The sequence below is a fragment of the Flavobacterium xizangense genome, assembly GCF_054075145.1.
On sequence record NZ_JBSIPG010000015.1, the window covers coordinates 1 to 12,412 of the forward strand.

Consider the following 12,412-nt stretch of genomic DNA (forward strand, 5'->3'; position numbering starts at 1 on the left):
TAATTTGCTAAAGAAACTGCTACATTAAATTCTCCACCTCCGTACGTAGCACCAAATGCTGTAGATTGCGAAAAACGTAAATGTCTTTCTGTCGATAGACGCAACATAATTTCTCCAAATGAAACTACTCTACTCATTATTTTTATTTTTTTTGCCACAGATTTCAAAGATTATAAGGATTAAACTTTTGCTCCCAATAGCTATCGGGATTGCGTAAATCTTTGCGAACCTTGCGGTTAGACTTTATTTAAAATTTAAAATATTCTTTAGCATTGTTATATGAAATATCAGAAACTAATTTTCCAATCCATTCCATATCATTTGGAAGTTCACCACGTTTGATTTCATCTCCAAGAAGATTACATAAAATACGTCTGAAATATTCGTGTCTTGGGAATGACAAGAAACTTCTTGAATCCGTCAACATCCCAACAAAACAACTGATTAATCCCATGTTTGAAAGCGCGTTCAACTGTTTAGTCATTCCGTCTTTCTGATCTAAAAACCACCATCCTGAACCAAATTGTACTTTCCCGCGAACACTTCCGTCATTGAAATTTCCAATCATAGTTGCCATTACTTCATTATCAGCCGGATTTAGATTGTAGATTATCGTTTTTGACAATTTATCTTTACTATCTAAAGCATTTAAAAAGCTTGATAATTTTTGCGCCTGCGGATAATCTCCAATAGAATCCCAACCCGTATCAGGCCCTAAAATTCTATGCATACGCGCATTGTTGTTTCTTAAAGCACCTAAGTGAAATTGCTGTACCCATCCAAATTCATGATAGGTTTCAGATAAGAATAACAAGATAGCACTTTGAAATTTCAATGCTTCTTCTGGAGACAATACTCCGTTTTCTCTTTTCTTTTTGAAAATGGCACTTACTTCATTTTCAGTGAAATTTTCAAAATAAATTTGATCCAAACCGTGGTCACTTAATTTACATCCGTTTGCATTAAAGAATTCGATTCTTTTTCTCAATGCCGATTGCAAATCTGCATACGTATTGATTGCTACACCTGCTACATCACCCAAAGTATCTAAATAAGCATTATAACCATCATTTGAAATCAAAATCGCTTTATCAGGTCTGAAAGCTGTACTCATTTTAGTTCCAATTGGATTTTGAGTCAATTTTTTATGAAATTCTAAACTGTCAATTGGATCTTCAGTTGTACAAACCAATTCAGCATTTACTTTTTTAAGAAGATTTTGCGTGCTGTATGCTTGCGAATTTATTTTTTCAGAAGTTTCGATATAAATTTTCTCAGCCGATTTTTCATTCAAAAGGTCATAAATATCAAAATAACGAGCCAATTCTAAATGCGTCCAGTGATACAAAGGATTACGCATTGTGTACGGAACCGTTTTTCCCCAATTTAAGAACTTGTCTTTATCAGATCCATTTCCGGTTACAAACTGCTCATTTATTCCTAATGTACGCATTGCGCGCCATTTGTAGTGATCGCCGTTAATCCAAACTTGAGTAATGTTGTCAAAGATTTTGTCTTCGGCAATAAACTGCGGGTTTAAGTGATTATGGTAATCAATAATTGGCTGGTTTTTAGAATAATTATGATATAATTCTTCAGCAAATTTATTTTCTAATAAAAAATTATCGTTTATGAATGTATTCGCGCTCATGTCTTCTTTTAATAAAAATTGAGAATTATTCTTCGTTTGACGGTTTTCCAATTGTTGCCAAAATACCACCATCAACGTATAAAATGTGACCGTTTACAAAATCACTGGCTTTTGAAGACAAAAATATCGCTGCTCCAGCCAAATCACTTGGATCGCCCCATTTTGCTGCCGGAGTTCTGCTAATGATAAAATCATTAAACGGATGTCCGTCAACTCTAATCGGTTTTGTTTGTTCTGTAGCAAAATATCCAGGGCCAATTCCATTGATTTGAACATTGTATTTTGCCCATTCTGTTGCCATATTTTTAGTCAACATTTTCAAACCACCTTTTGCGGCAGCGTAAGCAGAAACTGTATTTCTTCCCAATTCACTCATCATTGAGCAAATGTTGATAATTTTGCCTTGTCTTCTTTCAATCATGCCTTTTGCGACATGTTTCGAAACGATAAACGGACTTACTAAATCAATATCGATTACTTCTCTAAAATCAGCAACTTCCATTTCTAGAAGCGGAATTCTTTTAATGATTCCAGCATTATTGATTAAGATAGCGATTGGTCCAACTTCATTTTCAATTTTTTGAACTGCTTCTGCAACTTCTTTTTCTTCGGTTACATTGAATTTATATCCTACAGCATTTATTCCTTCACTTTTTAATTCATTGACAGCAGTGTCAATTTTTTCTTGAGAAGAATTTCCATTCACAACAATTGTCGCACCCGCTTGTCCTAATCCTTTTGCCATTGCCATTCCCAGTCCGTGCGTACTTCCAGTGATTAAAGCAACTTTTCCATTTATATCAAATAAATTTGTCATAATTCTTATCTTAAATCTGTGATTTTACAAACATCCATATCTCCGTAATCTAAATTCTCACCTGCCATTCCCCAGATAAAAGTATAATTACTAGTTCCTGAACCAGAGTGAATTGACCAAGGCGGAGAAATAACTGCCTGATGATTGTTCATCCAAATATGTCTTGTTTCTTGCGGCTGTCCCATAAAGTGACAAACTGCTTGACCTTCTGGAATGTCCAAATAGAAATAAACTTCCATTCTACGATCGTGTACGTGAGCCGGCATTGTATTCCAAACACTTCCTGTATTTAATTCTGTCATTCCCATCTGCAATTGGCAAGTTGTAACCACGCTTCCAATAATCATTTGGTTTACTGTACGGTGATTTGCCGTTTCTACTGCGCCTAAGTTTAATTTATTCGCTTCAGCCAAACTTACTTTTACCGTTGGATAAGTTTTATGAGCTGGCGCCGAATTAAGATAAAACTTAGCTGGATTTTTAGCATCAGCACTTTTGAAAATTACTTCTTTATTCCCACTTCCAATATATAAAGCATCTTTAAAACCTAATTCGTAAGTAGTTCCCTCAACAACAACAGAACCGCTTCCACCAACATTGATTATACCTAATTCTCTTCTTTCTAAAAAATAAAGCGCTTTCAATGGATCAATTGTTTCCAAAGCCAAATCTCCTTTTACAGGAACTGCCGATCCAGCAATATATCTATCGTAATGAGAATAAACCAACACTACTTCATCTTCCTGCATTAAGTCGTCAATCAAGAATTCTTCTCTCAATTGTTGTGTATCATATTTTTTTACTGCTTCGGGGCTTGATGCGTATCTTGAACTATATTTTGTCATAATTTCTAAATTAATGTAATCGATTGCACAAATTTAATTTTTTATATTGAAATACCATAATTGAAACCTAAAAAATATTTCACTTAGAGTTGTTTTTTCCTTATAATTCTACTTTTTTCATTTTCGGAACTAATATATGCATGATGAGCCACGCTAATAAATAAGAGAATCCGCAAATGCAGAACATAATGAAATATCCCGTTTCAATTTTACCAATTTTAGTATAATAAACGAACATGTTTTTTTGCACTAATAAAGTCAGTAATATACCGCCAAGCGCACCGAACATCCCCCCCATTCCTGTAACAGATGCTGTGGCTTTTTTTGGAAACATATCCGAAACTGTAGTAAAAATATTGGCACTCCATGCCTGGTGTGCAGAAACTGCCAAACCAATATCTAAAATTGCCCACCACATATTTATCGTTCCGAGATATTGTGAAAACAAAACCGGCAAAACCGCAAACGCATAGAGCAACATACTTGTTTTACGAGCTTTGTATGCCGGCCAATTATTATTTATTAATTTCAATGGAAGCCAGCCACCGCCAATACTTCCAACGCTTCCAATCATATATACAAGCGCACAAGGCCAAATGATTTCAGTAGCGGTAAGTTTATATTGTTTCATTAAGAAATCTGGGAGCCAGAATAAATAAAACCACCAAACAGGATCTGTCAGCAGTTTTCCAATTGCAAAAGCCCATGTCTGACGAAATGATAAGAGTTTTATCCATGAAACTTTTTCCGTCGAATCTTCTTCAACAATTTCAACTTGATCTGATGTAATATATTCTAATTCAGCTTGTGATAAACGTTTCTGTTTTTGAGGCACTTCATACAATAAAAACCATAATAAAAGCCAAATAAAACCAACAATCCCAGTTAAAATAAATGCCCATTGCCAACCGTATTTTTCAGCTATATACGGAACAGTCAACGGAACAATTATAGCTCCAATATTACTTCCTGAATTAAAAATCCCTGTCGCTAGAGCCCTTTCTTTCTGCGGAAACCATTCGGCTGTTGCTTTGATTGCCGCCGGAAAATTTCCTGCTTCAGTAACTCCTAAAAATACACGAGCAATTAAAAAACCTCCTGTCCCAGTTGCTAATGCATGACCAATTGCAGCTAAACTCCACAAACCGGTCGCAATTGCATATCCTAATTTAGTACCCAATTTATCAATGATCCCTCCAGCAACCAGCATTCCCAGAGCATATGCAATTTTAAATGCTAATTCAATATTTGAGTAATCAATAACTTCTTGTTCTGGTGTCCAATGAAAAGCTGCTGCTAAAAAAGGCCTAAGGTAACTTATTACATTTCTATCTAAATAATTGACAGTAGTTGCAAAAAAAACTAAACTACAAATAGTCCAGCGGTATTTTCCTATTGCTGCATTAGCTCGATTCATGGTTGGTTTGGTTTGAGTTGGTTAGGTCAGTATAAATCTTTTTAAAGATCTTTAATTGGGCTATATTTTGGAACCAATGATTTCATTACTAACCAGCCTGTCAAATAACAAACAGCACAGATAGAAAAAATAATCATATATCCAGTATTTATTCCATTTACAACATTTTGCCCTTCCGTTGTAAGTAACTTTAAGAACTCTTCTAAATTTCCCGCTCCTTTTTCAGCCAGAAAAGCCTTTTCTGTTACTGCATTTTGAAATTGCGGATATTTTTCCAATAATGGCTGACCATTTATAGTACTCCAATTTCTTTGTGTAAAATCAAATAATACGCCGGAGCCTTTGTTTATAATTGTCGAACCAATTCCTCCTGCTAATCCTCCGATACCGGTAATCGTTGCGATTGCTTTCTTTGGAAACATATCACCAACTGTAGTAAAAATATTTGCTGACCAAGACTGATGAGCTGCACCTGCGATTCCGATAATGATAACCGGCACCCAATAACTAATATAACCTAAAGGCTGAGCGGCTAGAGCTAATAAAGGAAAAAATGCAAAAATAAGCATCGCTCTCATCCTTCCTTCATACGGATTCATACCTTTCTTTTCCACAAAATAAGTCGGCAACCACCCTCCAATAATTGACAACAACGTAATAGCATAAAGAACAAACAGTGGCCAAGCTGCTTGAGCAGAATCCATTCCATAAACTGAACTCAAATAAGCCGGAGTCCAGAACAAAAAGAACCACCAAACACCATCGGTCATGAATTTACCAAATGCAAAAGCCCATGTTTGTTTGTATTTAAAACATTCTTTAAAAGACACTTTTGAGGAAGTTTCCGGAACAAAACCTTCCAATTTACTTTCAGCGATATCATCTTGCTGAATATAAGCCAATTCCTCAGCAGATACATTTTTATGCTTTTCTGGTTTATCATACATAAATATCCAGAATCCCATCCAAATAAATCCTAAAGCTCCAATAATAATAAAAGCCATTTCCCAGCCAAAAGCTTTAGCTATAAAAGGAATCGTAACTGGCGCCGCCAAAGCCCCAACAGTGGCACCAGCATTAAAAATACTAGTTGCAAAAGCTCTGTCCTTTTTTGGAAAATATTCTGCAGTAGTTTTAATAGCAGCTGGGAAGTTTCCTGCTTCTCCGACAGCCAGAACAAAACGCGCAAAAATAAATAAAGCAACACTTACATTGATTACCAAGGCAGTATCCTGAACGGTGCTTATTATTTCTTTTGATCCATGAAAGCCCACAAACCAATCTCCCGTAATTATTCCAGAAGTTGCAATACCACAAAAAGCATGAAGACAAGCTCCTACTGACCAAACTCCAATTGCCCACAAAAACCCTTTCTTTGTATCTAACCAATCTACAAATCGACCAGCAAACAACAATGAAACAGCGTAGAATATCGAAAACAAAGCAGTTATATCCCCGTAATCACTATTTGTCCAGTGAAATTCTGGAGCAATAGAGTCTTTCCAAGTTAAAGACAAAACCTGACGATCTAAATAATTGATTGTAGTTGCAAAAAAAAGCAACCCACAAATGCTCCATCGATATTTTCCTATTGATTTACTGCTTTGGCTGGTAGTAACTGAATCTTTTTGGGTCATGGTTAGTGTATAAATTTAGGTTTTTTAGTTAGTTAGTTTTATCTCTCAATTCGAATTTAAAAGCACTAAAAAACAAGGATTTAATACAAATAAAACAAATTAATGTAATCGATTGCACAAATATAGTTTTTAATCTTTATAATCCAAATAAATTATATAAAAAATTATTTTATTCGAATAAATAAACATATCGAATAAAAAAAATACCACAATATTACATATTAAACAATATATTTGTTAAATATCAAAGTGCTAAATTCATCCGTTTAAAGTACAAAAATTGTCCTGAAACAAAAATGAATATTTACCAGTATACTTGCCTTGTTTTTCCTTACCGTAAACTATATCAAACTATTACATTCTAAATCAAAAAAATGAAAGCCATTTTTTACCCAAAATCCTTCATCCTGCTCACTTTGTTTACATTAACTATTTGTAAGCTGCAGGCTCAAAATCAAATAATTCCTTTATGGAGTAAAATCCCAGATGAAATTATTTCTGTAGATTACCAAGAAAAACAAACTATAAAAGATGGAATCTTACAGAGCACAAGTTTTGTTACAATACCAACTCTAAGTATCTTCATTCCGAAAGATGTCAAACCAAATCAGACCGCTATAATTATTTTTCCTGGCGGAGGATATTCGCACCTTTCAATGGATAAGGAAGGAACAAAAGTCGCAAACTGGCTGAATAGTCTAGGAATTACTGCCTTTGTTTTAAAGTATCGTTTGCCAAGTGATTTAATTATGAAAAACAAAAATATTGGTCCGTTGCAAGATGCTCAGGAAGCTATTCGTTATGTACGTGAAAATGCAGCAAAATGGAATATAGACAGTAATAAAATTGGCACAATTGGGTTTTCGGCTGGCGGACATTTAGCCTCAACTTTGGCAACACATTATAATGACAAAACATATGAATCTGATTCAAAAATAAGTGCACGCCCAGATTTTTCTCTTTTAATTTATCCTGTTATTTCGATGGAAAATGGCATCACCCACAAAGGTTCGCAAACTAATTTATTAGGAAATCATCCATCGCAGGAAATAATTGATTCTTTTTCCAATGACAAAAAAGTGACACAACAAACGCCTCCGACTTTTTTAGTGCATGCTACCGATGATACAGCCGTTTTACCCGAAAACAGTATTAATTATTATCTCGCACTCAAAAAAAATAATGTTACATCAGAATTACATTTGTATGAAAATGGCGGGCACGGATTTGGTTTAGGCGTTAAAGACACGAGTAAAAACTGGACAAAAGACTGTGAAGAATGGCTTAAAAGTCATGGATATTATTAAATAAAAAAAGGGTTTTTAAATTCAGCTAACGTGTAACCAAATCTAAAAACCCGATAAAAATTTTGACTTCTTGTATTTATCTTGCAAATTTATACAAGTACCCACGATCAAATGAATGTGTCAAATTTCAAATTACTGTGTTTCTCCAAAAACTAGTAACAATCAATAGAAATCTTTAAATGGTGATTAAAAAAGGCAAAAACACCATAAATCTCTATTTCTATGCGACAAATTTACTTTCATGATTTGCTAAAACATTACGGTTTTCCTCATTCTAAAAAAATATTTTTATTTTTAACATTTGCATTTTATTTAAAACACTGAAAATAAACAACTAACGTTTTAAATTTTAACACATAAAAATTAAAAAAAAGCAAAACTTAACTTTTTCTTTACATTATTTCTTATTCTAGATTAAGTTGAAATCACGATTTAACCAATAAATTTGCTTTGAAAACTGAAATACTATGAAAACGCTTGAATTCTTATTGCTCGGAAAAAATGAAGCCATTTTAGCTATTTTGCTTCGATTAGTAAATGCAGATGAAAATTGGAATGCTGTTGCTTTTAATAATGAAAAAGAAGCGCAGGAATATTTTCAAAATCATAAAATTGATATTGTTCTTTTAAGTTCCGGAATCGAAGATCATGTCGAAAAAGAATTTACTTCATTTTGTCTGAAACAACAGCCAAATGTTGAAGTAATTGAGCATTTTGGCGGAGGAAGCGGTTTATTGAAATCTGAAATCCTACATAGATTGCATTTAAAGGGAAAACTTTAAATTTGTGCAAACCAAAGCCATTAAAAATGGAGAAAACATACTCGGTTGTATTTCATCCTTCGTCAGAAGTCGTTGATGCTATCAAGACAATGAAGGATTTTTTAAGAAGTAAAATCAATTGGTACAACAGTTGCAATTCTGTGGCACATATTACAATTTGCGAATTTACGATTGACGAATCCCAACTTGAAAACTTCAGGCAAAAACTTGCTAAAATCTGCGATACTTTTTCTTCAAGTACAGTTTACCTAAACGATTTTGGATCTTATGAAAACAGCGGTGCATTTTTTATAAATCCAAATGAAGATTCCAAAAATAATTTAAAGCCTATCATGAAAAAAATTCATGAAACATTAAAACCTTTAAAACTCAAAAAAAGCGACGATCCGCATATGTCTATTGGACGAAGATTAACTCCAGAAAATCTAAAAATCGCATCACAACTTTTTACTACTATTAATATGGATTTTTTGTGCGAAAATATTGTCTTGCGAGAATTTGATCCTGTTATAAAACAGTTTTTTGTAATTGATACAATTCCCTTTGGCAATAATCCAGAACCAGAGTTTGTTCAAGGAAGTCTTTTTTAGCCACAAAACAAGGAAACTTGAAACCTGAAACTTAAAACTAAAAAACAAACTTATAATTTTCGTATATTTGAATTTTACAATTCACAAAATATGAAATCCTTAGATTCATTTTATAAAGACATTACTGAAGGCTCATCCGTTGAACCAAACTCTTTATTACCAAATGACATTCAAAAAGAAATTGGCCATTTTAATGTTTTTGACATTAAAGAGCTTCTGGAACGTATGAAAGGAAAACCTGGAATGCCTTATGACAGAAGAGCTTATTACAAAATAAGTCTTATTAGAGGTCACAACAAAGCTGAATATGCGGATAAAGTAATCGAAATAGAAAAACAAGGATTGTTATTTGCCACTCCTAAAATTCCTTACAACTATTTACCGCAAGACACCAATCAAGGTGGGCAATTTTGTGTTTTTACCAGTGAATTTTTATCCAAAAACAAAAGCGGTATTGACTTAGATGAGCTTCCAATTTTTGCTTCTGACGGTTATCCAATTTTTCAGCTTTCGGATGAAGAAGTTTCAGAAGTGGAGTTGATTTTCAATAAAATACAAAAAGAAATCAATTCTGATTACATCTACAAATACGATTTAATCCGAAATTATGTTGCGGAGTTAATTCATTTTGGACAAAAATTACAACCTATTACAGCATTATATTCCAAACATAATTCTGCAGCACGAGTTTCCTCTTTGTTTGCTGAATTATTAGAGAGACAATTCCCAATTGAATCTCCACATCAGAAATTAGAATTACGGACTGCGAAAGATTTTGCAGCCCGATTATCCGTTCATGTTAATCATTTAAATAAGGTTTTAAAAGAAAACACAGGAAAAACCACAACCGAATTAATTAGTTCAAGATTAACCAACGAAGCCAAAATCCTTTTAAAACAAACGGATTGGAACATTTCTGAAATCGCTTATTCTCTTGGTTTTGAAGAATTGGCGCATTTTTCTAACTTTTTTAAAAAACAAACTTCTTTGACGCCTTTGGCTTTTAGGTCTTAATTGGTTTGTTTCAGGTTTCAGGTTTCAGATTTCAGGTTTGAAATCTATAAATTAAAAAATCAGTATCTGATTTGAATTTTGCAAACATCGGTTTGATATTTACAATTCCCTACATCTACTTCACCCCTACCTTTGTCTTATCAATTTAAAAGATCGAAAAGATGAATTTATCAAACAACAAAATTTTAATAACAGGCGGTGCAAGTGGTATCGGGCTTGGGCTTGCCGAACGATTTATTCAGGAAAACAATACTGTTATAATTTGCGGAAGAAGAGAATCGGCTTTAAATGAAGTGAAAGCAAAATTTCCTTCGGTTATTACAAAAGTTTGTGACTTATCTGTAGAAAAAGAACGTATTGCACTTTATGAATGGATTTCTGAAAATCATCCAGATTTAAACGTTTTAATCAATAATGCAGGAATTCAGAAATGGGTTTCAGTTACGGATGCTGAGTTCTACGAAAGTATGAAATCAGAACTTACCACTAATATTGAAGCTCCATTACATTTAACATCTTTATTTATTCAGTTAAAATCATTGACAACTGTAATGAATGTAACTTCTGGATTGGCATTTTCTCCCTTTGCGAAAGTTCCGGTTTATTCGGCTACAAAAGCTTTTTTCCGCTCGTTTACACTTTCACTTCGTCATTTGCTAAAAGCGAAAAATATCGAAGTAATTGAAATTATTCCACCAGCATTAAACACAGATTTAGGCGGAATTGGCCTGCACGACGCACACCCAAGTGTAAGCAGTTTTATTGAATCAATCTTTGAGCAGCTAAAAGGAGGAAGATCAGAACTTACTTTTGGAACCAGCGAAACAAGATTAAACGCTAGCGCAGAAGATTTGAGAAATTATTTTAATGCAATGCATAATTAATGGTAAATGATAAATGGTGAATTGTTAATTAACAAGACAAAGCATTTGACATTTCACCATTCACCATTCACCATTCACCATTCACAATTCACAATTCATAATTAACAATTAAACAACATGGCAGTAAATTCAAAAATAGCTCTGGTTACAGGAGGAAGCAGAGGTTTAGGGAAAAATATGGCAATTGCAATTGCAAAAAAAGGAATCGACGTAATCATAACTTATAACAGCAAAAAAGAAGAAGCTGATTCAGTAGTAAAAGAAATTGAAAGCTTAGGGCTAAAAGCCGCTTCGCTTCAATTGAATGTTGCTGATTCTGGGACTTTTGATTCATTTTTTGAAGAAGTAAAAACAGTCTTGAAAAATACTTTCAAAACAGACAAATTTGACTTTTTGGTTAACAATGCCGGAATCGGGATTCACAATTCATTCATTGGAACAACTGAAGCTGAGTTTGATCAGTTAACAAATATTCAATTTAAAGGTCCGTTTTTCTTAACTCAAAAAGCATTAAATGTAATGAATGACGGTGGCGGAATTGTGAACATTTCAACTGGTTTAGCACGATTCTCTTTCCCAGGTTACGCTGCTTATGCTTCTATGAAAGGCGCGATTGAAACTTTAACCAAATATCAGGCAAAAGAATTGGGAGCAAGAAAAATTAGAGCAAATGTTGTGGCTCCAGGTGCCATCGAAACTGACTTTGGTGGAGGCGTTGTGCGCGATAATGAACAGATGAATCAGCAAATCGCTTCTGTGACTGCTTTGGGAAGAGTTGGTCTTCCGGATGATATTGGCGGCGTCGTTGCATTTTTATGTACCGAAGATGCACGTTGGGTAAATGCACAGCGTATTGAAGCTTCAGGCGGAATGATGCTTTAATTAATGGTTAATGATTGATGGTTACTTATCTAACTCATAACTTTTGACACATTATAAAAAAAAAAACAAAACCCGATAATCCTAAAATTATCGGGTTTGCCTTTTTAAATATATTGAATTAGTAAGCAAGTATATTTCAATTTTTCTCGATAGAGACATTAAAGTCACCATCTTTATCAAAAACAACATCGTAAAATTTTGAGTCTTTAGTAACTCCAACTTCATACGTTGTTTCATTTTTATCGTCAACAACAACCGCAATTTCTTTAATGGCTTTTGGCGAATAATTCTTCTTTAAATAAGTCTGTGCATTAATTGGCAGTTTGCTCAAAGGAATTTGAAGTTCGAACGCTTTCAAAACTCCGGAATTATCGTAAATCGCCACTGCTTTTGTGTTTTTATCTTTGTTGAATTTCGCTTCATAACGAACTTCGTCATCATCATCGCCAACATATTCTTCAGACCAAACTACCGTCTTTCCAGGATATTCTTTCTCAAAAGCAAATCGCACCTTTTCCGGAGGCGTTATTACTTTCTTCATATTTATGCCCTCTTGCGCAAAAAGAAAACCATTGGATAAAAAAAG

General features: G+C 33.9%; 12 protein-coding genes and 1 pseudogene. 6 read left to right on the forward strand and 7 right to left on the reverse strand.

Going from position 1 to position 12,412, the window contains the following annotated elements:
• The 6 genes and pseudogenes from ACWA1B_RS21005 to ACWA1B_RS21030 all read right to left on the reverse strand — a co-directional run.
• Positions 1–137: pseudogene (locus ACWA1B_RS21005) on the reverse strand (sugar kinase); the annotation flags it as partial.
• A 110-nt stretch (positions 138–247) separates the two neighbouring features.
• Positions 248–1,651 (reverse strand): glucuronate isomerase, encoded by a 1,404-nt coding sequence (uxaC, locus tag ACWA1B_RS21010; RefSeq protein ID WP_456910368.1) that lies wholly within the window; start codon positions 1,649–1,651, stop codon positions 248–250.
• 25 nt (positions 1,652–1,676) lie between these two features.
• On the reverse strand, positions 1,677–2,468 hold the full coding sequence (locus ACWA1B_RS21015; protein WP_456910370.1) for a gluconate 5-dehydrogenase: 792 nt from the start codon (positions 2,466–2,468) through the stop codon (positions 1,677–1,679).
• Between the two features lie 5 nt (positions 2,469–2,473).
• Positions 2,474–3,313, reverse strand: a complete 840-nt coding sequence (gene kduI / locus ACWA1B_RS21020; RefSeq protein ID WP_456910372.1) for a 5-dehydro-4-deoxy-D-glucuronate isomerase — start codon at positions 3,311–3,313, stop codon at positions 2,474–2,476.
• A gap of 100 nt (positions 3,314–3,413) precedes the next feature.
• Positions 3,414–4,730 carry an MFS transporter gene (locus ACWA1B_RS21025; protein WP_456910374.1) on the reverse strand — a complete coding sequence of 439 codons (1,317 nt, stop codon included), beginning with the start codon at positions 4,728–4,730 and terminating at the stop codon, positions 3,414–3,416.
• A 41-nt stretch (positions 4,731–4,771) separates the two neighbouring features.
• Positions 4,772–6,367: an MFS transporter gene (locus ACWA1B_RS21030; RefSeq protein ID WP_456910376.1), complete on the reverse strand. Its 1,596-nt coding sequence runs from the start codon at positions 6,365–6,367 to the stop codon at positions 4,772–4,774.
• Between the two features lie 374 nt (positions 6,368–6,741).
• Here ACWA1B_RS21030 and ACWA1B_RS21035 point away from each other — a divergent pair, with 374 nt between their 5' ends.
• The 6 genes from ACWA1B_RS21035 (at position 6,742) to ACWA1B_RS21060 (ending at position 11,826) form a co-directional block, all read left to right on the forward strand.
• On the forward strand, positions 6,742–7,674 hold the full coding sequence (locus ACWA1B_RS21035) for an alpha/beta hydrolase (protein ID WP_456910378.1): 933 nt from the start codon (positions 6,742–6,744) through the stop codon (positions 7,672–7,674).
• Positions 7,675–8,141: 467 nt separating this feature from the next.
• Entirely contained in the window at positions 8,142–8,456 is a 315-nt protein-coding gene (locus tag ACWA1B_RS21040; RefSeq protein WP_456910380.1) for a response regulator, read from the forward strand.
• Between the two features lie 26 nt (positions 8,457–8,482).
• On the forward strand, positions 8,483–9,046 hold the full coding sequence (locus tag ACWA1B_RS21045) for a 2'-5' RNA ligase family protein (RefSeq protein WP_456910382.1): 564 nt from the start codon (positions 8,483–8,485) through the stop codon (positions 9,044–9,046).
• A 90-nt stretch (positions 9,047–9,136) separates the two neighbouring features.
• The gene (locus ACWA1B_RS21050) at positions 9,137–10,060 is read left to right on the forward strand and encodes a helix-turn-helix domain-containing protein (protein WP_426484722.1); all 924 of its coding nucleotides are present in this window, start codon (positions 9,137–9,139) and stop codon (positions 10,058–10,060) included.
• 161 nt (positions 10,061–10,221) lie between these two features.
• The gene (locus ACWA1B_RS21055) at positions 10,222–10,944 is read left to right on the forward strand and encodes an SDR family oxidoreductase (RefSeq protein WP_456910384.1); all 723 of its coding nucleotides are present in this window, start codon (positions 10,222–10,224) and stop codon (positions 10,942–10,944) included.
• Between the two features lie 117 nt (positions 10,945–11,061).
• Positions 11,062–11,826 (forward strand): SDR family oxidoreductase, encoded by a 765-nt coding sequence (locus ACWA1B_RS21060; RefSeq protein ID WP_456910386.1) that lies wholly within the window; start codon positions 11,062–11,064, stop codon positions 11,824–11,826.
• A 136-nt stretch (positions 11,827–11,962) separates the two neighbouring features.
• On the opposite strand, the gene ACWA1B_RS21065 is transcribed toward ACWA1B_RS21060, so the two are convergent.
• Positions 11,963–12,367, reverse strand: coding sequence for a hypothetical protein (locus tag ACWA1B_RS21065; RefSeq protein ID WP_456910388.1), 405 nt, complete (start codon positions 12,365–12,367; stop codon positions 11,963–11,965).
• Positions 12,368–12,412: the final 45 nt, after the last annotated feature.